Here is a 21,186-nt window from a genome sequence, read left to right on the forward strand (position 1 = left end):
TCTCTCAGAAGATCTTGCCCGGATTCAGCCGCCCGTCCGGATCGAGCGCCCGCTTGACCATCCGCATCACGGCGATCTCCTCAGGCGAGCGCGACAGTTTCAGCTTGCTCCGCTTCTCCAGCCCGATCCCGTGCTCTGCCGAGACGGAGCCGTTCAGCTCCGCGAGGGGCTCGTAGATCGCCGCGTCGATGGCGGCGTTGCCGGCGACGTCGAGGCGGGTCGTGTTCCAGTGCAGGTTGTTGTCGCCGATATGCCCATAGACGACGGCCCGGCAGCCCGGGATTGCCGCGAGCCGGTCGAGCGCTCCGCGGACGTAGCCATCCATCCGCGACAGCGGCACGCTGACGTCGAAAGCGCGTTCGATCCCGTCGGCATTCAGATGCTCCACGCGGTCGCGGATGCGCCACATGCCCCGGCGCTGCTCCTCCGAGGCGGCGACGGCGGCGTCGAGGATCGTGCCTTCGCCCATCAGCCCTTCGAGGAGGCTCAGAAAACGGTCCGATTCCTCGGCGACGCACTCGATCTCGATGATCGCGTAGAACGGATAGTCATGGCCGAGGGGCGGGGTCGCCCGTCCGGGTGCCGTCATCAGGCGGTAGAAATCCGGCCACAGCCCCTCGAAGGAGGACACGCGTCCCTGAAAGGCGCTTTGGGCTGCCCGCAGCACCCGCGCGCCGTCATCCACCCCCGGGCAGGCGATGAGTGCCGTCGCGTAGCCGGCCGGCTCGGGGCGCAGGCGCAGGACGGCCCGCGTGACGATGCCCAGCGTGCCTTCGGTGCCGAGGAACAGCTGCTTCAGGTCGAGCCCGGTGTTGTTCTTGATGAGGGGGCGCATGGACGACACCACCGTGCCGTCGGCGAGCACGGCCTCCAGGCCGAGCACCATCTCCCGCATCATGCCGTAGCGCAGGACGCGCAAGCCCCCGGCATTGGTCGAGATCGCGCCGCCGATGGTCGCCGAGCCGCGGGCGCCGAGGTCCAGGGGAAAGAACAGCCCGGCCGCCGAGGCCGCTTCCTGCACACTTTCGATGGTGGCGCCGGTACCGACCACCACCGTCATGCCCAGCGGATCCACCGGCTCGATGCCGGTCATCCGCTCCGTCGACAGCGTGATCTCGTCAGGCTGGCAGAGCGTCCCGTCGACGAGGCCGGTGGCTCCGCCGCGGGGCACCACGGCGACGCCGGATTCGTGGCACGCTGCCATGACCGCGCTGGTCTCCTGCGTGCTGCGGGGTCGAACCAGTGCCAGAGCGGCGCAAGGCTCGGCCGGGCGCGTCCAGTTGGCCGAGCGCCCGCGGAGCTCCGCGCCCGTGACGAGGCCGGACGGTCCGACGATCGCGGCGAGGCGGTCGAGGAAGGCGGCGTCGGTCATCGGCATCATCTCAGGCTTGGTCTGGTCGCCGCGTCGGGCGGCACTCCGCGCGACGCTCTCTCATAGAATCTTCCGCGCCGCGAGGTTTCGCATCAGTGCGCGGGCGCCGAACGTCCAGGGCTCGCAGGCGTCGCAGGGGCGCATGCGGTTGACGAGGCTGCCGAGCTCCGGGCTCGCCACCACGACGCGGTCGCCCTCGGCATGGGTGAAGCCGAGGCCGGGCCCGTGCCGGTCCTGGATCGGCGCGAACATCGTGCCGAGGAGGAGCAGGGCCCCATCCGGGTAATTGTGCGTGCGCCCCATGAGCGCCTCCGCGAGTTCCTCCGGATCGCGGCTGATCTCGGCCAGCGGCGAGGCGCCCTCCAGCCGGAAGCCATCCGTCCCGGTGACCTCGAGGGTCACCGTGGTCCGGCGGACATCGTCGAGACCGAACGTGTCGTCGAACAGGCGGAGGAACGGGCCGACGGCGCAGGAGGCGTTGTTGTCCTTGGCTTTGCCGAGGAGCAGCGCCGATCGCCCTTCGAAGTCGCGCAGATTCACGTCGTTGGCGAGGGTCGCGCCGACGATTCGCTGGTCGGAGGCGATGGCGAGGGCCACTTCGGGTTCGGGATTGTTCCAGCGCGAATCCGGGTGCAGGCCCGCATCCGCGCCGCACCCCACCGCCGAGAGCGGCTGCGCCTTGGTGAAGATCTCGGCATCCGGGCCGATGCCGACCTCGAGATACTGGCTCCAGGCCCCTTGCGCGACCAGCACCGCCTTGAGCGCCGTGGCCTCGGGCGATCCGGGCTTCAGCCGACGCAGGTCGTGGCCGACCAAGCGCTCGACCTCGGCACGGATCGCCGCAGCGGCGGCGAGATCGCCCCGGGCGCGCTCCTCGATGACCCGCTCCAGCATGGAGGTGGCGAAGGTAACGCCGGCCGCCTTGAGCGCCTGCAGATCCACCGGTGCGAGGAGCCAGGGCCGGGCAGGGTCGCGGTCGTCCGGCGGCGTGTTCGCCAAGATGGCGTCCAGGCCTCCGAGATCCTCGCCCACCGCGCCGCGCAGGGCCGTTCCCGGGTCGCGCGCCTCGCACAGGTCGCTGACCGTCGGGAAGGCCGCGGTGATGTCGACGACGCGGGCCTCACCCACGGAATCGGCGCGGATCGCCACGACGCTCGGCCCGGCCGCATCGGGACGCCAGACCCGGCCCACGAGCGCGCCACGGCATCCGTCGGCGGGGAGGATCTCCCGTGCAGTCAGACCCGATGACGACATGCGCTCACCTCTCTCGGATGTCCGGGAACCGGGCAGCCCGCTGCGACGGGGGTTCGGTGCCACGATTCCGGATCGGCCTGCCGGCAGCGAGGCCGGATCGCGGTCCCATACCATCCCCGGCGCGCCGAGACGCGACGGTTGGTTTCACCGCGGCGCCCTCGTCACGGGTACAGACCGCGCCGCCTGACAGAACGAAGATTATCTGTAGCTTTACCCAGGTCCCCGCTTGCTTTCCCCCGGCCCCTCCTTTGTACTGCCGCCCTAGAGCCGCCGATAGAGCGGCCTTGATCGGGAGGAAGCATGGCCTCGGTGGGAATCCGCGAGGTTCGCAAGGCTTTCGGGTCGACGAACGTCCTGCACGGCGTGTCCGTGGACATCCGGGACGGGGAATTCGTGATCCTGGTCGGTCCGTCGGGGTGCGGAAAATCGACGCTTCTGCGGATGATCGCCGGGCTGGAAAATATCTCCGGCGGCGAAATCCGGATCGGCGAGCGCGTCGTGAATGATGTTCCGCCAAAAGAGCGGGACATCGCCATGGTGTTCCAGAATTACGCACCCTACCCGCATCTCACGGTCCGCGAGAACATGGCGTTCTCGATGCGGATCCGGAAGGCCGCAGCCTCCGAGATCGACCTGCGCGTGAACAAGGCGGCGCAGATCCTCGGTCTCACCCACCTGCTCGACCGTTACCCGCGCCAGCTCTCCGGCGGCCAGCGCCAGCGCGTCGCCATGGGCCGGGCGATCGTGCGCGACCCGCAGGTGTTCCTGTTCGACGAGCCGCTCTCGAATCTCGACGCCAAGCTGCGCGTGGCGATGCGCACCGAGATCAAGGAGCTGCACCAGCGCCTGAAGACGACGACCATCTACGTCACCCACGACCAGATCGAGGCGATGACCATGGCCGACCGGATCGTGGTGATGCACGACGGGGTCGTGGAGCAGATCGGGCCGCCCCTCGAACTCTACGACCGGCCCGACAACCTGTTCGTCGCGGGCTTCATCGGCTCGCCGGCCATGAATTTCGTGCCCGGGAAGGTCCGGGCGAACGGACGTCTCACCTTCACCACCGAGACCGGCCTGACGATCCCGCTCGCCGACGCCCCCTCCGGCGTCGAGGGGCGCCCCCTCATCCTGGGCGTCCGGCCCGAGCATTTCGACCTCGCATCCGACGGGATCGCAGCCGAGGTGGTGGTCGTGGAGCCGACCGGATCCGAGACCATGCTGGCGGTCCGGGCCCTCGGCCAGGAGCTCACCTGCGTGCTGCGCGAGCGCGTGCGCGAGCGGCCGGGCGAGACCGTCTCCCTGCGTCCGAACCGCGTGCATTTTTTCGACGCCGAGACCGGCCGTCGCCTGCCGAACTGACCTGCATCGGGGCCGATGCGGGCGCGCGCGCGGCGCGCACCTGAAGCAGATTCACTGAGGGAGAAGAACCGATGCCCGTTCTCGACCGCCGTTCCCTCCTCGCCGGTGCCGCCGCGACCGGCCTCGCCGGCGGCGACCTCCTCGGCTTCGCCCGGGCCTGGGCGCAGAGCACCGAGTGGAAGCCCGAGCCCGGCGCCAGCCTGTCGCTCCTGCGCTGGAAGCGCTTCGTTCCGAGCGAGGACGAGGCGTTCATGAAGATGGTCGACGCCTTCACCAAGGCGACGGGCGTCAAGGTCACGGTGACCAACGAATCCTTCGACGACATCCAGCCCAAGGCATCGGTGGCCGCCAATACCGGACAGGGCCCCGACATGGTCTGGGGCCTGTTCTCGTTCCCGGCACTCTTCCCCGACAAGTGCCTGCCGCTGGAGGACGTGGCGGACGCGCTCGCCAAGAAATACGGGCCCTGGTTCCCGTCGGCGGAGGCCTACGGCAAGGTCAAGGGCAAGTGGATCGCGATCCCCGTCGCCTTCAACGGCGGCTATCCGAACTACCGCATCTCAGCGATGAATAAGGCCGGTTTCGACAAGTTCCCCACCGACACGGCCGGATTCCTCGAACTCTGTCGGGGCCTGAAGAAAAACAACACGCCGGCGGGCTTCGCGCTGGGTCACGCCACGGGCGACGGCAACACGTGGTGCCATTGGGCCCTCTGGTCCCACGGCGCCAACCTCGTGGACGCCAACGAGAAGATCGTGATCAACTCGCCCGAGACCGCCAAGGCGCTGGAATACGTCAAATCCCTCTACGAGACCTTCGTGCCCGGCACGGTGTCGTGGAACGACTCGTCGAACAACAAGGCGTTCCTCGCCGGCGACCTGTACCTCACCAACAACGGCATCTCGATCTACGCCGCGGCCAAGAAGGACAACCCGAAGCTCGCCGAGGACATGGACCACGCCGTCTGGCCGATCGGCCCCGCCGGCAAGCCCACCGAGTTCCAGCTCGCCTTCCCGATCCTGGCCTTCAAGTACTCGAAGGCGCCGAACGCCTGTAAGGCCTTCATCAGCTTCATGATGGAGGCAGCGAACTATAATCCTTGGCTCGAAGCGGCGCAGGGCTACCTGTGCGAGCCGCTGTCGAACTACCCCAAGAACCCGATCTGGACGAGCGACCCGAAGAACGCGGTCTTCGCCGAGGCCGGCCGGCGCTCCCTCGCGGCCGGCGGCCTCGCACCGGTCAGCGAGCGCATCGCCGCGGTGCTCGCCGACTTCGTGATTGTCGACATGTTCGCGAGCCACTGCACCGGCCGTGAGGACGTGAAGGGCGCGATCAAGAACGCTGAACGCGCAGCGACCCGCATCTTCCGGAACACCTGAGCGCGGCTGCCGGAGGCGAGACCATGGCGCATTCCGCACTGACAGAGCCGGCGCCAGTCGCTGTCCCGATCCGCTCGGGCTGGCAGCGCCTGCGCGCGAGCCGCGGCTGGGCGGGCTTCTGGTTCATGCTGCCGACGGCGCTGATCCTCGGCCTGTTCCTGGCCTATCCGCTGCTGAAGGGCATCTGGCTGTCCTTCACCAACGCGCGGATCGGCCGCGAAGGCGTGTTCATCGGCCTGGAGAACTACGCGTGGCTCTGGGACGACGACGTCTTCTGGCTCTCGGTGTTCAACACCTGCCTCTATACGGCGGTGGCCTCGGTGGTGAAGTTCGGCATCGGGCTCTATCTCGCCCTGCTGCTCAACAAGAACATGCCGTTCAAGGCGATCATCCGCTCGATCGTGCTGATCCCGTTCGTGGTCCCCACCGTGCTCTCGGCCATCGCGTTCTGGTGGATCTTCGACAGTCAGTTCTCGATCATTTCCTGGTCGTTGCGCCATCTCGGCGTCATCGACGGCAACATCGACTTCCTCGGTGATCCGGCGATGGCGCGAGCCTGCGTGATCTTCGCCAATATCTGGCGGGGCGTGCCGTTCATCGCCATCACGCTGCTCGCCGGCCTGCAGACGGTCTCGCCGTCCCTCTACGAGGCCGCGACCCTCGACGGCGCCTCGAACTGGCAGATCTTCTCGCGGATCACGCTTCCGCTGCTGACACCGATCATCGCCGTGGTGATGACCTTCTCGGTGCTGTTCACCTTCACCGATTTCCAGCTGATCTGGGCCATGACCCGCGGCGGACCGGTCAACGCCACGCACCTGATGGCGACGCTCTCGTACCAGCGGGGCATCCTCTCGGGGACCCTGGGGGAGGGCGCCGCCATCGCCACCGCCATGGTGCCGTTCCTGCTCGCGGCCATCGGAATCTCGTGGTTCGGCCTGCAGCGCCGGGCTTGGCAGGCCGGGGAGTCCGACCGATGAGCGCGCCCGCACCGCCCGCCCACGTCGACCCGCATCTCGCCCCCGTGATGGAGGCGCGGCCGACCGGGCTCACCGACAATTCGGAGGGGATGGCCTATCTCGAGCGCCTGCCCCGGCGGCTCGTGACCACCTACCTGCCGCTCCTCGTCATCCTCGCCGTGCTGCTGTTCCCGTTCTACTGGATGGCGCTGACGGCCATCAAACCGGACGAGCAGCTGATCGACATGGAGCGGTTCAACCCGTTCTGGGTCGTGGATCCGACGTTCAAGCACATCCACAAGCTGCTGTTCGAGACGCAGTATCCGCGTTGGCTCTGGAACACGATGTACGTGTCGGTGGCGGCGACCGTGCTGTCGTTGTTCGCCAGCGTGCTCGCCGCCTATGCCTGCGTCCGCGTGCGCTACCGGGGCGCGGGCTGGGTCGGCGCGGCGATCTTCCTCGCCTACCTCGTGCCGCCCTCGATCCTGTTCATCCCGCTGGCCACGATCGTGCAGGCCTACGGCCTGTTCGACTCGCCGATCGCCCTAATCCTCGCCTACCCGACGATCCTGATCCCGTTCTCGACGTGGCTCCTGATGGGCTACTTCAAGACCATCCCGTACGAGCTGGAGGAATGCGCGCTGATGGACGGCGCCAGCCGGTGGCAGATCCTCACCAAGATCATCCTGCCGCTGGCCTTCCCGGGGCTGATCTCGGCCGGGATCTTCTCTCTGACGCTGTGCTGGAACGAGTTCATCTACGCGCTGACCTTCCTGTCCTCGACACAGAACAAGACGGTGCCCATCGCCGTCGTGAGCGAATTCGTGGACGGCGACGTCTACAAGTGGGGCTCGCTGATGGCCGGCGCGCTGCTCGGCTCGCTGCCGCTGGTGATCCTCTACTCATTCTTCGTCGAGTACTACGTGTCGGCGCTCACAGGCGCCGTGAAGGAGTGACGGAGGCCGGCTCGACGCCTCCATCATCGCGAACGGCGTGACGAGGCCGTTGCCTGGGCGACCGGATTGCGCCGACACTGCGTGCGGATCCGCCGACCCAGAATCGGTGACCGCCCCATCGAAGGTCACGCCATGGCCCATGTCATCGAAGCCCGCGCAACCCTGGTCAACGACGCCCTCGACGGCCTGCTGGCAGCCAGCGGCGGGCGCCTTGCGCGGCTCGAGGGCGATCCCGGAATCCGCGTGATCCTGCGCGCCGTACCGGAGCCCGGAAAGGTCGCGGTGGTTTCCGGTGGCGGCTCCGGTCACGAGCCGGCCCATGCCGGTTTCGTCGGGCCGGGTCTGCTGAGCGCGGCCGTCTGCGGGGACGTCTTCGCCTCGCCGAGCGTCGACGCGGTGCTGGCCGGGATCCTCGCGGTGACGGGACCGGCCGGCTGCCTGCTCGTGATCAAGAACTATGCGGGCGACCGGCTGAATTTCGGTCTCGCCGCCGAGCGGGCCCGGGCGCTGGGCCATAAGGTCGAGACCGTGATCGTCGCCGACGACATCGCCCTGCCGGACGCCAAGCAGCCGCGCGGCGTCGCCGGAACGCTGTTCGTCCACAAGGCGGCGGGTCATGCTGCGGAAGCCGGGGAATCGCTCGAAACCGTTGCGGCGCTCGCCCGCCGGGCGGCCGAAGCGGCGAAGTCGCTCGGCATCGCAGTCTCGACCTGCACGATCCCCGGTTCGCCGCGCAGCGAGCGATTGGCGGAGGGTCAGGCCGAGCTCGGCCTCGGCATCCACGGGGAGCCGGGCGTGGAACGCATCACCCTGCCGAAGGCCAGCGATCTCGCCCACATGATGGCCGACAGGCTTTCGCGGGCGATCGCGGGTGCCGACCGTCTGGCCCTCCTTGTGAACAATCTCGGCTCCGCCTCAGCGCTGGAGATGCAGATCCTCACGCGGGCGGTGCTCGCCACCGATCTGGGCCGGCGCGTCCGTCTGCTGCTCGGTCCGGCGCCGCTGATGACGGCGCTGGACATGCACGGCGCCTCGCTGTCGGTCCTCCCGCTCGACGATGCGCTGGAGCGGGCCCTGTCGGAGCCCGTGCCGGTCGCGGCCTGGCCGGCGGCAGTCCGGATCGCGCCGCCGATCCTACGGCCGGTGCCGGAGGGGCTCGCGGGTGAGACTTTCACACCGTCGCACGACGCCGTCACGGGGGCTCGCATCGCTGCCGTCACAAAGGCGCTGATCGAGGCTGAGGAGACCCTCAACGGTCTCGATGCCAAGGTCGGCGATGGCGATGCAGGGACGACCTTCGCGGGGGCCGCGCGCGCCGTACGGGCTGAGTTCGACCGACTGCCGCTGGCCGATCCGGCCGCCCTGTGCCGGGCCCTGGCCGAGCGGATCGGCCGCGCCGTCGGCGGATCGAGCGGTGTGCTCGGCTCGATCTTCTTCGCCGCGACGGCCTCGGCCCTTGCCGACGGGGCCGCATGGCCCACTGCGCTCGGGCAGGGCGTCGCGCGCGTCCAGAGCCATGGCGGCGCTCAGGCCGGCGACCGCACCCTGCTCGACGCGCTGATTCCCGCCGTCGAGGCCCTGGGGAGCGGAGACCTGACCGCCGCCGCTGCGGCGGCCCGAGCCGGTGCCGAAGCCACGGCCCGCATGACCCGCGCCGGCGCCGGCCGCTCGAGCTACCTGGCTATGGGCGATCTCGTCGGTGTTGAGGATCCCGGCGCCGCCGGCGTCGCGGTGGCGTTCACAGCATTGGCCGAGGCCTAGGAGCCGAACGCGTCTCCTCCGCGATCCCGCCGGGCGAATGTCGGGAGAGCCCCGACAGGGGGGATCTCTCATACTGGCCGTCCGCCCCGAAGGCCTGGCCGATCCCGGGCTCCGGGCTGGACGGCGCGGTCGTGGCGTGACGGGCTCGCTTGACCGCGGCGCAGTTTCGAAGAGCCGACGTCGTGTCATCGATCGGACTTCGTTGACGCTCTGCCCACCGAGGCCTACCCCATCGCCATGCGCACCTGCCTCATCCTCGACGATTACCAGCAGGCAGCCCTCGCGCTCACAGACTGGACACGCCTCGCCGATCACGTCGCCGTCTCGGCCATCGCCGAGCACATTCCGGATGCGGATGCCCTCGTGGCGCGGATCGCGCAGGCGGAGATCCTTGTGATCATGCGGGAGCGCACGCCGTTCCCCGCAGCCCTGCTGGAGCGGCTGCCCCGGCTTCAGCTGCTCGTCACCAGCGGCATGCGCAACCTCGCGATCGACCTTGCGGCCGCCCGGGCGCGCAACGTGGTCGTCTGCGGCACGGATTCGAGTCCCACGCCGCCGACGGAGCTGACCTGGGCGCTGATCCTTGGACTGGCGCGTCACGTGGCGTCGGAGGGCCGGGCCATGCGCGAGGGGGGGCCCTGGCAGAGCACGATCGGAACCGATCTCGCGGGCGCGACCCTCGGCATTCTCGGGCTCGGCAAGATCGGGACGCGGGTGGCCCAGATCGGGCGATCCTTCGGCATGCGGGTGATCGCCTGGAGCCCGAACCTCGATGAGGCCCGCGCGGCCGCCGCGGGGGTCGAGCGGGCAGCCTCGAAGGAGGCGCTGCTGGAGGCGAGCGATATCGTCACGATCCACCTCGTGCTGGGCGATAGGACGCGCGGCCTCCTGGGGCCGGCCGAGTTGCGCCGCATGCGGCGCGACGCGTTCCTCGTGAACACCTCACGGGCGCCGATCATCGATCAGGACGCCCTGGTGCGGGCCCTGGACGAGGGCTGGATCGCCGGCGCGGGCCTCGACGTCTTCGAGACCGAGCCGCTGCCAGCCGACAGCCCGTTCCGCCGCCTGCCGAACGTGCTGGCATTGCCGCATCTCGGCTACGTGTCGCGCAACAATTACCGGACGTTCTTCACCCAGGCCGTCGAGGACATCGAAGCCTGGCTCGCCGGTGCCCCGATCCGGCAGCTGGGCTGAGTCGAGGAAGCCGCCGACCGCGGCATCAGTCTCCGCGGGGGTCTAGCGCGTCCGCGAGGCCGTCGCCGATCAGGTTGAGGGCCACCAGGGTCGCGATCAGGAAGGCGGCCGGGGCCGCGAGCATGTGGGGCGCCCCCTCGATGGAACGGGCGCCTTCGGCGATCAGGACGCCCCAGCTCGTCTGCGGCTCCTGCACCCCGAGCCCGAGGAAGGACAGGAAACTCTCCAGCAGGATCACCTGAGGCACCAGCAGCGTGGCGGTCACCGCCACCGGACCGAGGGTGTTGGGCACGATGTGCCGGAGGATGATGCGGGGTGTCCCGAGGCCGAGCGCCCGTGCGGCGCGGACGAAATCGCGCTCGCGCAGCGACAGGGTCACGGCGCGCACCACCCGGGCCATGTCGAGCCATTCCACCGCGGCGATCGCCACCAGCATGAGCAGCAGGCTCGGGCGGAAGAACACCAGCAGGAGGATCACGAAGAACACGAAGGGGAGGGCGTACAGCACGTCGACGCCGCGCATCATCACGGCATCGACGGCGCCCCCGATGAAACCCGCCGTGGCACCGTAGGCGACGCCGATGAGCAGGGCGACGAGGCTGGCGGCGAGCCCGATCGCCAGCGAGATCCGGCCGGCGACGAGGCAGCGGGTCAGCAGGTCGCGGCCCTGGATGTCGGTGCCGAGGAGGAAGTGCAGGCGCCGGATCGGCACCACGACGACGAGGCTCCGACCGCCGTCGCGCTCGTCCAGGATGTCGGGGGATCCGAAGAGCGCCGAGCGCGGCAGGTAGGCCAGACTGCGCCGATCGACGCCCGCGTCGGACCCGAGGGTGAGCCGCAGCGTGTCGCCGTCGCGTGCGACTGCGTCGAGCCGGACCCGCATCCGGAAGGCGAGGCGCTCAAGCGCCGGCCGGAGATGCTCGGCATCGGGCTGTGCGGTGAGGCCGGCCGGGAGCTGACGCAGGTCCGGATAGGCGCGCTCCGGATCGTGGCCGGTGAGCCCCTGACCGATCAGGCAGGCGAGGGCGATCAGGATCAGCACGGCGAGGGCCGCCATGGCGGTGCGTTCCCGGGCGAAGCGGAGAACGGCGCGCCGGGCCGGCCCCGGAGCCGCGGCGGTGATGGTCACGACGCCGCCCGGAGGCGCGGGTCGAGCCATGCGCAGGCGAGGTCGGCGGTGAGGTTGAGGGCGATGACCAGTCCGGCGACCAGCAGCACCGTGCCCATCACCAGCGTGTAGTCCCGGTTAAGCGCGCCCTCGACGAAGTAGCGGCCGATCCCCGGCAGGCCGAAGATCGTCTCCACCACCACCGAGCCGGTGAGCAGGGACGCGGCCAGCGGCCCGAGATAGGCCACAACCGGGAGGAGCGCGCCCCGCAAGGCGTGGCGGGTGACGCGGGCCGGCGGCAGGCCGAGGCTGCGCATGGTGCGGACCGGCTGCGTCCGCAGGGTCTCGGCCAGCGAGGTCCGGGTCAGCCGGGCCAGGGCACCGACCTGCGGCAGGGCCAGCGTCACGACCGGCAGGACCAGGTGGCTCGGGGCGCCGTCGTTCCAGCCTCCCAGCGGCAGCCAGCGCAGCGTCAGCCCGAAGGCGATCTGGAGGAGGGGCGCGACTACGAAGCTCGGCAGCGAGAGGGTCAGGGCCGCACCGACGCCCAGGAGCCGATCGATGACGCCGCCGCGCCGGAGCGCCGCCGCGATCCCGAGCCCGACGCCGAGCGCGGTGGCCAGCACGAGGGCGAGGGCGCCCAGCGTCGCGGAGACCGGGAGGCCCCGGGCGATCAGATCGAGGACGCTCTGGTCGCGGAACGAGAAGGAGGGGCCCAGATCGCCCCGCACCAGCGCCGCGAGATAGCTGCCGAACTGCGCGACGAGCGGCCGGTCGAGGCCGTAGACCCGGCGCAGGTTCTCCATGGCGGCGGGCGCCAGCGGCCGCTCCAGGTCGAACGGTCCGCCCGGGGCCAGCCGCATCAAGAAGAAGCTGACGGTCACCACGGCGAGCAGCGTCGGCACCGCCTGGAGCAGGCGGCGCAGGATGAAGCGGATCACGCGTCGAGCCTCAGGAACCGTGTCGGCGCGGCGTTGCGCAGGTTCGGATGGTAGCCGTGCAGCCGCGGCGCGATCAGCGCCTTGGAGCAGTAATGCATCAGCGGGATCCAGGGCAGTTCGCGCAAGGCGATGGCCTCCGCGTCGTAGAGCAGGCCGGCCCGTCGGGTGAGATCGCGCTCGGCGGCCGCCTGCGCCATCAGGGTGTCGTAGGCGGCATCCGACCAATGGCCGGCATTCATGCCGTCATTTCCGCTCTGGAGCAGGAACAGGAAGTTCTGCGGGTCTGAATAGTCGGCAAGCCAGCTCATGCGCGCGACGTCGAAATCGCCGCCGTCGCGCAGGTGGGCGAAATGCGTCTTGGCGTCGGTGTAGACGAAGCGGGTCCTGATCCCGAGGTCGCGCCACATGTCGCCGAGCGCCACCGCGACGGTGCGGTTGTTGTCGCTGATGTTGAACCGGTACTCTAGCGTGAGCGGGCGGTCCGGGCCGAAGCCCGCTTCGGCGAGCAGTCGGCGCGCCTCCGCCTCGTGGTCGATCGGCAGGCCGCGGCGGCCCTCGGTCTCGGGCGGCGTCCGGTAATTGTCGAGGCCGGGCGGACATAGGGAATAGGCGGGACTCATGGTGCCGCTGTTAAGCCCGTCGGCCAAGTATTCCCGGTCGATCACGAGCGACAGCGCCTGTCGGACGCGCCTGTCCGAGAACGGCGCCTTGCGGGTGTTCACCACCAGCGCCGCCAGTCCCAGCAAGGGTCCGAGCACCACCTGCGTTCCGAAGCGGCGACGCAGGTCGGCGATCTGGTCGACGGGCAGGTCGGAGAGCGAGTCGATCTCGCCGGCGGCGTAGCGGCGCACGGCCGATGCGATGTCGGGCGTCGGCAGGAAGGCGACCCGGCGGATCGCGAGGCTCGCCGCATCCGGATGGTGCGGGTTGGCCTCCAGCGTGATGGCGCCGCCCGGCACGCGGTCGGCGAGCCGATAGGGCCCATTCGTCACGAGGTTTCCCGGCCGGGTGAAACTGTCGCCGTAGCGTTCGACCGAGGCGCGGTGGACCGGCAGGGCGGTCTGATGGGTGAGGAGTTCCAGGATGTAGGGCGTCGGCTGTTCCAGGGTGATCGCGAGCCGCAGCGGCGCCTCCGCGACCACGCCCAGGGCGTCGGCCGGCTTCTCGCCGCGGTTCACGGCGGCGGCGTTGCGGATCGGGAACAGGATCTCGGCGTATTTCGCCGCCGTGGCCGGATCGAGCATCCGGCGGAGCGAGTAGACGAAATCCGCCGCGGTGACCGGCTCGCCATTCGACCAGCGACCGTCGGGCCGCAGGTCGAAATGCAGGGTCGCGCCGTCGTCCGAGACGGTCCAGGCGCGTGCGGCGCCCGGGATGATGGCGCCGCAATTGTCGTAGGTGAGCAGCCCATCGCCGAGGTCGCGCAGGATATGCGCCTCCGCGACCGTGGACGAGCGGTGCGGGTCGAGGGTCTCGGGATCGGCGTCGTTGCCGCGGCGGTAGAGCGCCTCGGCCGCGCGGGCGGGCGGCACGGCCGAGAGGGCCATCGCGCCGGCCAGCCAGTCGCGCCGACGCAGGCGCATGATCAGGCGCCGGTTTCCGGCTTCAGGCCGGCGGCTTCGATGCCGGCCACCGCGCAGATCTCGTCGTTGTCGGAGGTGTCGCCGGAAATGCCGACCGCGCCGAGGAGCCGTCCCTCACCGGACCGGATCAGCACGCCGCCGGGCACCGGCACGAGGGCGGCGGGGCCGGCGAGATGGGTCACGGCGGCGACGAAATAGGGCTGCTGCTCCGCCCGCGCGTGGATCGCCCGGGAGCCGAGACCCAGCGCCAGCGCGCCGTTGGCCTTGCCGCTCGCGATCTCGGCCCGGCGCAGGGAGGTCCCGTCCTCGACCGCGGCCGCCTTGAGGGCGCCGCGGGCATCGTAGACGACGACGGCCAGAGGCTTGAGCGTCCGTGTCCGTGCCTCCCGCAGGGCGGTGTCGACGATGGTGCGGGCGGCCTCGAGGGTCAGGTCGATCATTGGAATCCAACACGGACGCCGCTCCCGGCGGCCGCCGCATTCTTACGGACCGGGGCGCGCCGGGTCCACAGACGCGGATCGCTGCGGCGTTCGATCCCGCGCGCCGCCCTGGGCCGAAGGGACGATCTGCCTAGTTTCGCGGGTGTTCGCGGGGGGAGCCCCGGCGCGCTGAACGAGGATCGTCCATGGCATCCGCCGAACGCCCGTACGTTATCTGTCACATGACCTCGTCGGTCGACGGCCGGATCAAGGTGCGCCGCTGGAAAACGCTGGATGCCGACAGCCATTACGAGCGCGTCCACGGCGAGCTGAAGGGCGATGCGTGGATGTGCGGGCGGGTGACGATGCAGGGCTATGCCGACAGCGCCGATCCGTTGCCCGAGCCGATCCGGGACGACGGCGTTCCGGTCCCGCGGACGGATCATGTCGCCCGCCGCGACGCGCCGGGCTACGCCGTGGCCCTCGATGCGCGCGGACGTCTGGATTGGGGCGCGCGCAATACGATCGAGGGGGACCATGTGGTGGTGGTGCTCACCGAATCCGTGCCGGATCCGCATCTGCGCGCGCTCCGGGCCGGCGGCCAATCCTACCTGTTCGCGGGCGAGCGGACCGTCGACTTCGCCCTGGCGGCGGCGAAGCTGCGCACCCTGTTCGGGATCGAGCGGCTCCTCGTCGAGGGCGGCGGCCACATCAACGGCTCGATGCTGAAAGCCGGGATCATCGACGAACTGAGCCTGCTCCTGGTGCCCGCCGTCGATGGCCTGACCGGGACGCCCGCGGTGTTCGACTTCGCCGGCGAGGAGGCGGACACGATGGGCAGCCGCCGCAAGCTCGACCTGACGGCCTGCGAGCGCCTTTCCGACGGCGTGGTGTGGCTGCGCTACCGGATCACGCCGGTCGAGCCGCCGGCAGCCGGATAATGCTCGCCAGGAACGCGTCGTAGCCGGCCGCGACGGCCGCCGGCTGCTCGAAATGCGGGAATGCGCCGGTCGGCAGGGTCTCGACGCGCCAGTTGGGCCGGTCGGCGACCCGCGGCGCCAGCCGGTAATCGACGAAGTCGCCGCGCGTGCCATGCACCATCCAGACCGGAAGGCGCAGGCGCTCGTAAAGACGTGTCGCGTCGGTGGGGAATAGGTGACCGGCGATGAAGCACCAGGGGGCGTGCTCGGCGCCGGGCTGGTGCGCCGACGCGTAATCATAGGCGAGCAGACCCTCGTCGATGTCGGACGAGCCGAAGGTCTTCTGCAGGAAGAAGCGCATGCTCGGCCGCGTGACCAGGGCATCGAACAGCGGCCGGCCCAGGGGCGGCCGGTCGAGGGCGTCGCGCAGCCAGTCGCGGCCGCGATGACCGTCCGGGGGACCGTCCCCAGAGAGCCGCCCATCGAATCCCGTCGGGCTGATCAGCGCGAGGCTGCGATAGGCATCCGACCGTTCCAGGCTGGCCCGCGCGAGATACGAGGCCGACAGTGAGACAGCCAGGGCATCGATCGCCCAGCCGCCGTGCCGGTGCCGGATCTCATCGACCGCGGCGTGGATCGCTTCCACCATCAGCCGCGGCGTGTAACGGCGGCGCGACCGTTCCGAGAAGCCGAAACCCGGCAGGTCCAGAGCGTAGACCGGCCGCGTGCCGCGGTAGCGCAGGTAGAGCGGCCGCACCTCGTAGGCGTTGGCCGCGGCGTTGATGGAATGGATCAGCAGGAGCGGCACGCCCTCGGCCTCGGTCGATCCGTAGAGCGAGATCTCGCCGGCGCGTCGGGTCCGGAGCCGTTCGTGCCGCCCCGGCAGGGCGGGCGGCAGGCGCATCCGCCGGTTCACCGCGAGCCCGCTCCAGCCGGCCAGGGCCGCGGCCGAGCCGACGAGCGTCAGGGCCGCCGCGGCCGCGAAGCGACCGGCGCTGTGCCGGGACTGAGAGCCCATCGAACCACCTCGACGTCCATCCCGCAGCCGCGGGCCGTGCGCGACAACGCCGGGACCGATGGGAAGTGCCCGCCCGAACCTTAAGACGCGTGTCCGGCGAGGCTGCCGGCGCTCAGGGCCGGGGCCCGGCTCTCCGACCGCGCCGGCGCCGCGTCGCGCCCCGCGGCCTCACGCAGGAAATCCACCGTCGGCGGGTCGGTGAGCCAGCCCTGGACACGCTGCGAGATCAGAAGCTTGCGCTCGCGCCGGTCGTAATTCGCGTAGGAGGCGGCGACGAACTCGGCCCGGCTCATCGTGCGCGCGGGACCGGACCGGCGCGTCTCCGCCTTGAAGAACAGGGCGCTGCCGGGCACGCCGTAATGCTGGGCGATCTCCGGATAGACCGGCCAGCTGCCCTGACCGCCGAGATCGTCCGGAAGGAACGCGTCGAGATCGCATTCCTCGAACGGGACGCCGGCCCGGGTCAGCAGGCCCCGGGCGAGGTCGGCGACGACGTAGAGCTTCGTGTGGTTGATCGAGTGCATGAAGCAGCCCCGGCGCGCCCAGCGCGTGAGGTGCGTGTCCAGATCGTACCCGGCCTGGACGCCGAGCCCGCGCAGATACGAAACCGACTCGTCCCAGAGATTGAAATACCCGAGGCGCTCGAAGACCGGCTCGGAGAACAGGCGCAGCGCCTGCGCCTGCGAGAATCCGGAGAGGTAGGCGAACAGCGTGATCGCCGAGTGCGAATGCCCCATCGGCCCCGAGATCAGGCCGTTGAGCGTGACGGAATCCTGCACGCCCACATGGACGAGATCCGGATGATAGGCGCTGAACACGATGGTGGGGATCAACCGCACCTTCGGGTGCGTCCGCAGCGTGTCGATCGTGCCGCCGCCCTTGAACCGGGGCAGGTAGATGCTGCTGAAGACGTGATCGTAGCCGTCCGCATGCGCCATCAGGTCCGCGAGACGCGGGAACCGGCGGGCCGCCGTGAAGGCCGACACGAAATCCACCCGCGCCTCGGGCAGCAGGTAGCGCATCGTCTTGGCGATGGACCCCGCTTGGCAGACGCCGATCACGAGGATGCGCGGCGATCCGGTCCGCTTCTTCCCGAACTGCGCGAGCCGGTGCCGCGCGCGCCAGAGGCTATCGACGGTCAACATTCGGCCTCTCTCGCATGTCCGCGGGCTGCGGGCAAACGCAGCCTTCGACCGCCTATCGGACGTGGGAATCGGCGGCGTTTGCCGGACGAAGGGCACCGTCGCCCCCCGCCACCGGGTCGCCCGATCACCGGGTCGCGGACCGCCGCACGGCATCCACCGGGTTTCCACGGCACAGGCGCACCGCGCATCCTGTGAATCGGGACGGCTCATGGCATGATGGAGCAGGCCTTGGCATGACCGCCGAGAACTGCGTGTCATTCACTACATGTTTCAGTATAAAAATAGAAAACTCTGTTGCGTTACAGGCCTATTGTCTTCGCACATCGTCGCCGACACCGTGGAAAGGCGCGGGCACGTCCGGAATAGACTTGACACCTTCAAGTGTTTGAGTGCACGTAAGAATTAACGGAGCATGAAGCTCGCGGATGGGGTGCCGGTGGTCATGAGGGCCGCGTGGCGCCCGAGAGCCGAGGCGTTTCCCGCTTGCATCCCCGCCACTCCGCCTAACCGGCATCACGGATCGGCGCGTCCAGTTCTGAACGGGCCGCCCCGCGCCGCCGGCCGCCTACGGCATGACCCGGCAGGCGCGACCGCTGACGCGCTTGGTCGCGCCGCGCGGCGACACCGCAGCTCGGCCCGGCCTTGCCGGGCGTCGCCGCGTCGGTTGCCGGTCCGGACGGCATTCGCCCGCTGTACCGCCGGCACGTCTGTCTGCCGGCGCATCACGCGGAGGCACGTTGCTCACGTTGAGCGGCAATGGGAGCGCATCGGCTCGAAGAGATGGAGACCGCGCGATGGATTACATACCTCCCCTGGCTGCCGTCACGGCTGCCACCCAGAAAGCGAACCACGCCGAAGAACTCGGGCTGACGACAGCGAAGACGGCGCCGGCCGCCGTCTCGGCTGCACCGGATCCCCGGTCCATCTACACACTCTCGCCCGAAGCGGCCGGCGCCGTCTTCGCGCTGGCCGAAACCCAGATCCGGGCGATCGACGCCATGCCGTTCGATCCGCCGGATCGGCGCGGCAGCCAGATTGCCGCGGCGGCCATGGCGACGGTCACGGCGACGACGCCTGTCGTCTCTCCGGAAACGACGAAGACGATCGGCGCCGCCAACCGCAACTGGAGCGAGGATGTCCGGCTGGATCACAGCCCATCCCGCGTCGTGGGAACCGACACGGTCGTTCAGTATGACAATCCCCGGGTCATGGCAGCCTGGAGCGCGGCCTTTCCGGACGTGGCTGGCCGGAAATTCCGGGGCGCGCACCTGTCCGATACGGACCTCCGCTCGGCCCTTCGCCAGTTGGAGATCGATATCGGCTTCCACGGGCCGGAGCGGGAGGTCTACGTTCTGTGCAACAGCGCGCATTTCGAAAGCATCAGTCAGGACAACCCGAAGACGCACTTCAATTGGATCGATGTCGACAACGACGACATCGTTGTGTTCTGGCCGAAATCCGGTGACGAAGCATAGATCCTGGCATGGGGCGGCGCTGGGCTTCATCGTCGTGGTCGATCGGCTTTCCCTCGCCGATCGATCGCGGGCTCAGAGCGCCGGCAGAACGGACCGGACATGGGCGGCGAAGGCCCGCGTGAGCGGAGTGGCATGCGCTCCATCCAGGCGGATCGTCAGACCGATGCGCGGCAGCGCCGGCAATCCGCTGCTGCGGGTCAGGATGCGCAGATCGGGCGGGACGGCAGCGCGGGTCAGGACTGCCACGGCCTGCTCGGAGCGCGTCACGGCCAGCAGGCCCGACAGGCTGCCGCTCGCGTAGGCGATCCGGTATGGTCGCCCCGCCTTGTCGAGGGCGGCCCGCGCCGCCCGATGATCGAGGGTATCGGGATCGCCGAGGGCGAGCGGCAGCGGGTCGGGCCAAGCCGCGGGCGCACCGCGCGGCGCGACCCAGACGAGATCCTCGTGCCGGAGGATCTCCCCCCCGGCCGAGCGGGCAACGGAGACCAGCGCCAGATCGAGTCCACCGCGTTGCCATCGCTCCTCCAGACGGGGCGTCGCGGCGCAGACCACCGCGATCGCCGCCGCGGGGTGTCGGGGTGCAAAGCCGCGCAGCAGGGCCGGCAGGAACGCCTGCGCATAATCGTCCGGACAGCCGATCCGCAGCGTGCCGGTGAGACTCCGTCCGGACAATTCAGCCAGGGCGTCGTCGTGCGCGGACAGGATCCGGCGCGCATGAACCAGAAGGCGCTCCCCCTGCACCGTCAGGGAGACCCCGCGCCCCGTCCGCCGTAGAAGCGGCTGCGCGACGAGATCCTCCAGGCGCTTCATCTGCATGCTGAGGGCGGCCTGACTGCGGCTGACCCGCTCCGCCGCCCGGCTCAGGGCGCCGGTCTCCGCCACCGCGGCGAAGCTGCGCAGGAGATCGATGTCGAGGCTGTGAGCCATAAGAACCTCTGAACTCTCGGTTCAGAACGATAAGCTTTTCTGCCGTCCGCGGCGGTCCTAGCATGGCGCCGCTGGACCCGGGTGCAGGACCGACGATGACACGGAACGACGACGCCGATTTCTGGACGCGCGCACGTCGGCATCTCGTGCGGTACGGCGGCTCCTTCGCGCCGGTCATCATCGAGCGGGCGGAGGGCAGCTTCGTCTACGACGCGGACGGCCGGAAGATCCTCGATTTCACCTCCGGCCAGATGAGCGCGATCCTGGGCCACGGGCATCCCGAGATCGCCGCGGTGGCCGCGCATCATGTCGGACATCTCGACCACCTGTTCAGCGGCATGCTGAGCCGGCCCGTGGTCGATCTCGCGACGGAGCTGGCCCGGATCGCCCCCGGCGACCTCGAACGGACGCTCCTGCTGACCACCGGCGCAGAGGCCAACGAGGCCGCCCTGCGCATGGCCAAGCTCGCCACGGGCGGCTGGGAGGTCGTGAGCTTCGCGCAATCCTGGCACGGGATGACGGCGGGGGCGGCCGGGGCGACCTACAGCGCCGGCCGCAAGGGCTATGGCCCGGCCTCCGTCGGCTCCTTCGCGATCCCCGCGCCGAACGCCTACCGCCCCACCTTCGAGAAGGACGGAGCCCCCGACTGGCAGACCGAACTCGATTACGCCTTCGCGCTGGTCGACCGGCAATCGACCGGCAACCTCGCGGCGTTCCTGGCCGAGCCGATCCTCAGCTCCGGGGGCATCCTCGAACTGCCACCGGGCTACCTCGCCGCGCTCAAGCGGAAATGCGCGGAGCGGGGGATGCTGCTGATCCTCGACGAGGCCCAGACGGGCATCGGCCGCACGGGCCTGATGTTCGCCTGCGAACGCGACGGCGTGGTCCCGGACATCCTCACCCTGTCGAAGACCCTGGGCGCCGGCCTGCCGCTCGCGGCGGTCCTGACCACGCCGGAGATCGAGGATCTCTGCCACGCCCGCGGGTTCCTGTTCTACACCACGCACGTCTCCGATCCGCTGCCCGCAGCGGTGGGCCTCAAGGTGCTGGAGATTGTCCGGCGCGACGGCCTCGTCGCCCGGGCCGAGGAGGCCGGCGCCCGGCTCGCCACGCGGTTGGGCGCCCTTCAGCAGCGCTTCGCCTGCATCGGCGACCTCCGGGGCCGCGGGCTTCTGCAGGGCGTCGAGATCGTGGCCGACCGGGGCACGAAGGTGCCGGCGCCGGATCTGGGCGATGCGATCACCCGGCGCTGCCTGGACCTCGGGCTGAGCATGAACATCGTGCAGTTGCCGGGCATGGGCGGCGTGTTCCGCATCGCCCCGCCGCTGACCGCCACCGACGAGGAGATCGACCTCGGCGTCGACATCCTGGAGCGGGCGATCGAACTGTCGCTCTGAACGAGCCTCGCGCCGC

General features: G+C 69.9%; 18 protein-coding genes. 9 read left to right on the top strand and 9 right to left on the bottom strand.

The features are described from left to right. Positions 1-4 precede the first annotated feature (4 nt). Both PQI07_RS17830 and PQI07_RS17835 read right to left on the bottom strand, forming a co-directional pair. Positions 5-1,372: an FAD-binding oxidoreductase gene (locus PQI07_RS17830; protein WP_274927098.1), complete on the bottom strand. Its 1,368-nt coding sequence runs from the start codon at positions 1,370-1,372 to the stop codon at positions 5-7. Positions 1,373-1,432: 60 nt separating this feature from the next. After that, positions 1,433-2,626: a fumarylacetoacetate hydrolase family protein gene (locus PQI07_RS17835; protein ID WP_274927099.1), complete on the bottom strand. Its 1,194-nt coding sequence runs from the start codon at positions 2,624-2,626 to the stop codon at positions 1,433-1,435. 300 nt (positions 2,627-2,926) lie between these two features. Between PQI07_RS17835 and PQI07_RS17840 the strand changes: the two genes are divergently transcribed. The 6 genes from PQI07_RS17840 to PQI07_RS17865 all read left to right on the top strand — a co-directional run bounded on the left by PQI07_RS17840 (position 2,927) and on the right by PQI07_RS17865 (position 10,237). Beyond that, positions 2,927-3,988 (top strand): ABC transporter ATP-binding protein, encoded by a 1,062-nt coding sequence (locus tag PQI07_RS17840; RefSeq protein WP_274927100.1) that lies wholly within the window; start codon positions 2,927-2,929, stop codon positions 3,986-3,988. Between the two features lie 71 nt (positions 3,989-4,059). Continuing rightward, positions 4,060-5,367: an ABC transporter substrate-binding protein gene (locus PQI07_RS17845; protein WP_274927101.1), complete on the top strand. Its 1,308-nt coding sequence runs from the start codon at positions 4,060-4,062 to the stop codon at positions 5,365-5,367. Between the two features lie 23 nt (positions 5,368-5,390). Then, a complete protein-coding gene (locus PQI07_RS17850) occupies positions 5,391-6,347 on the top strand; it encodes a carbohydrate ABC transporter permease (RefSeq protein ID WP_043353236.1) in 957 nt (318 codons plus the stop codon). A 47-nt stretch (positions 6,348-6,394) separates the two neighbouring features. Continuing rightward, entirely contained in the window at positions 6,395-7,282 is an 888-nt protein-coding gene (locus PQI07_RS17855) for a carbohydrate ABC transporter permease (protein ID WP_274927745.1), read from the top strand. Positions 7,283-7,414: 132 nt separating this feature from the next. Further along, complete coding sequence (locus PQI07_RS17860; protein WP_274927102.1) at positions 7,415-9,043, top strand: dihydroxyacetone kinase subunit DhaK; 1,629 nt, start codon at positions 7,415-7,417, stop codon at positions 9,041-9,043. A gap of 237 nt (positions 9,044-9,280) precedes the next feature. Next, positions 9,281-10,237: a D-2-hydroxyacid dehydrogenase family protein gene (locus PQI07_RS17865; protein WP_193376693.1), complete on the top strand. Its 957-nt coding sequence runs from the start codon at positions 9,281-9,283 to the stop codon at positions 10,235-10,237. 25 nt (positions 10,238-10,262) lie between these two features. Here PQI07_RS17865 and PQI07_RS17870 read toward each other — a convergent pair whose 3' ends face one another. Genes PQI07_RS17870 through PQI07_RS17885 form a run of 4 tightly spaced genes read right to left on the bottom strand, consistent with a single transcriptional unit; the run spans position 10,263 to position 14,309 of the window. Beyond that, the gene (locus tag PQI07_RS17870) at positions 10,263-11,396 is read right to left on the bottom strand and encodes an ABC transporter permease (protein WP_081948577.1); all 1,134 of its coding nucleotides are present in this window, start codon (positions 11,394-11,396) and stop codon (positions 10,263-10,265) included. Then, a complete protein-coding gene (locus PQI07_RS17875) occupies positions 11,363-12,286 on the bottom strand; it encodes an ABC transporter permease (protein ID WP_274927103.1) in 924 nt (307 codons plus the stop codon). Before PQI07_RS17875 ends, PQI07_RS17870 begins: the two co-directional genes overlap by 34 nt. After that, positions 12,283-13,869, bottom strand: a complete 1,587-nt coding sequence (locus PQI07_RS17880; RefSeq protein ID WP_043353230.1) for a peptide ABC transporter substrate-binding protein — start codon at positions 13,867-13,869, stop codon at positions 12,283-12,285. The genes PQI07_RS17875 and PQI07_RS17880 overlap by 4 nt, the downstream gene beginning before the upstream one ends. A gap of 2 nt (positions 13,870-13,871) precedes the next feature. Beyond that, positions 13,872-14,309, bottom strand: coding sequence for a GlcG/HbpS family heme-binding protein (locus PQI07_RS17885; protein WP_043353228.1), 438 nt, complete (start codon positions 14,307-14,309; stop codon positions 13,872-13,874). 185 nt (positions 14,310-14,494) lie between these two features. Here PQI07_RS17885 and PQI07_RS17890 point away from each other — a divergent pair, with 185 nt between their 5' ends. After that, entirely contained in the window at positions 14,495-15,229 is a 735-nt protein-coding gene (locus PQI07_RS17890; protein WP_043353226.1) for a dihydrofolate reductase family protein, read from the top strand. Here the strand turns inward: PQI07_RS17890 and PQI07_RS17895 are convergent. Both PQI07_RS17895 and PQI07_RS17900 read right to left on the bottom strand, forming a co-directional pair. Then, entirely contained in the window at positions 15,198-16,226 is a 1,029-nt protein-coding gene (locus PQI07_RS17895; protein WP_179696805.1) for an alpha/beta fold hydrolase, read from the bottom strand. The two genes, PQI07_RS17890 and PQI07_RS17895, sit on opposite strands and share 32 nt — an antisense overlap. A gap of 80 nt (positions 16,227-16,306) precedes the next feature. Next, complete coding sequence (locus tag PQI07_RS17900) at positions 16,307-17,371, bottom strand: WcbI family polysaccharide biosynthesis putative acetyltransferase (protein WP_043353222.1); 1,065 nt, start codon at positions 17,369-17,371, stop codon at positions 16,307-16,309. Positions 17,372-17,943: 572 nt separating this feature from the next. Here PQI07_RS17900 and PQI07_RS17905 point away from each other — a divergent pair. Continuing rightward, the gene (locus tag PQI07_RS17905) at positions 17,944-18,846 is read left to right on the top strand and encodes a hypothetical protein (RefSeq protein WP_274927104.1); all 903 of its coding nucleotides are present in this window, start codon (positions 17,944-17,946) and stop codon (positions 18,844-18,846) included. 72 nt (positions 18,847-18,918) lie between these two features. Here PQI07_RS17905 and PQI07_RS17910 read toward each other — a convergent pair whose 3' ends face one another. Further along, entirely contained in the window at positions 18,919-19,773 is an 855-nt protein-coding gene (locus tag PQI07_RS17910; RefSeq protein WP_274927105.1) for a LysR family transcriptional regulator, read from the bottom strand. Between the two features lie 95 nt (positions 19,774-19,868). Here PQI07_RS17910 and PQI07_RS17915 point away from each other — a divergent pair, with 95 nt between their 5' ends. Continuing rightward, entirely contained in the window at positions 19,869-21,170 is a 1,302-nt protein-coding gene (locus tag PQI07_RS17915) for an aspartate aminotransferase family protein (protein WP_043380185.1), read from the top strand. Positions 21,171-21,186: the final 16 nt, after the last annotated feature.

The organism is Methylobacterium sp. 092160098-2, assembly GCF_028920805.1.
GTDB lineage: Bacteria > Pseudomonadota > Alphaproteobacteria > Rhizobiales > Beijerinckiaceae > Methylobacterium > Methylobacterium fujisawaense.

Excerpts from the sequence above, each read along its gene's own strand:
- PQI07_RS17885 (WP_043353228.1), bottom strand. The coding sequence starts at position 14,309 with ATGATCGACCTGACCCTCGAGGCCGCCCGCACCATCGTCGACACCGCC.
- PQI07_RS17890 (WP_043353226.1), top strand. The coding sequence starts at position 14,495 with ATGGCATCCGCCGAACGCCCGTACGTTATCTGTCACATGACCTCGTCG.
- PQI07_RS17895 (WP_179696805.1), bottom strand. The coding sequence starts at position 16,226 with ATGGGCTCTCAGTCCCGGCACAGCGCCGGTCGCTTCGCGGCCGCGGCG.
- PQI07_RS17880 (WP_043353230.1), bottom strand. The coding sequence starts at position 13,869 with ATGCGCCTGCGTCGGCGCGACTGGCTGGCCGGCGCGATGGCCCTCTCG.
- PQI07_RS17900 (WP_043353222.1), bottom strand. The coding sequence starts at position 17,371 with ATGTTGACCGTCGATAGCCTCTGGCGCGCGCGGCACCGGCTCGCGCAG.
- PQI07_RS17850 (WP_043353236.1), top strand. The coding sequence starts at position 5,391 with ATGGCGCATTCCGCACTGACAGAGCCGGCGCCAGTCGCTGTCCCGATC.
- PQI07_RS17915 (WP_043380185.1), top strand. The coding sequence starts at position 19,869 with ATGACACGGAACGACGACGCCGATTTCTGGACGCGCGCACGTCGGCAT.
- PQI07_RS17870 (WP_081948577.1), bottom strand. The coding sequence starts at position 11,396 with ATGGCTCGACCCGCGCCTCCGGGCGGCGTCGTGACCATCACCGCCGCG.
- PQI07_RS17840 (WP_274927100.1), top strand. The coding sequence starts at position 2,927 with ATGGCCTCGGTGGGAATCCGCGAGGTTCGCAAGGCTTTCGGGTCGACG.
- PQI07_RS17830 (WP_274927098.1), bottom strand. The coding sequence starts at position 1,372 with ATGACCGACGCCGCCTTCCTCGACCGCCTCGCCGCGATCGTCGGACCG.
- PQI07_RS17910 (WP_274927105.1), bottom strand. The coding sequence starts at position 19,773 with ATGGCTCACAGCCTCGACATCGATCTCCTGCGCAGCTTCGCCGCGGTG.
- PQI07_RS17860 (WP_274927102.1), top strand. The coding sequence starts at position 7,415 with ATGGCCCATGTCATCGAAGCCCGCGCAACCCTGGTCAACGACGCCCTC.
- PQI07_RS17855 (WP_274927745.1), top strand. The coding sequence starts at position 6,395 with ATGGAGGCGCGGCCGACCGGGCTCACCGACAATTCGGAGGGGATGGCC.
- PQI07_RS17865 (WP_193376693.1), top strand. The coding sequence starts at position 9,281 with ATGCGCACCTGCCTCATCCTCGACGATTACCAGCAGGCAGCCCTCGCG.
- PQI07_RS17835 (WP_274927099.1), bottom strand. The coding sequence starts at position 2,626 with ATGTCGTCATCGGGTCTGACTGCACGGGAGATCCTCCCCGCCGACGGA.
- PQI07_RS17845 (WP_274927101.1), top strand. The coding sequence starts at position 4,060 with ATGCCCGTTCTCGACCGCCGTTCCCTCCTCGCCGGTGCCGCCGCGACC.
- PQI07_RS17905 (WP_274927104.1), top strand. The coding sequence starts at position 17,944 with ATGACCCGGCAGGCGCGACCGCTGACGCGCTTGGTCGCGCCGCGCGGC.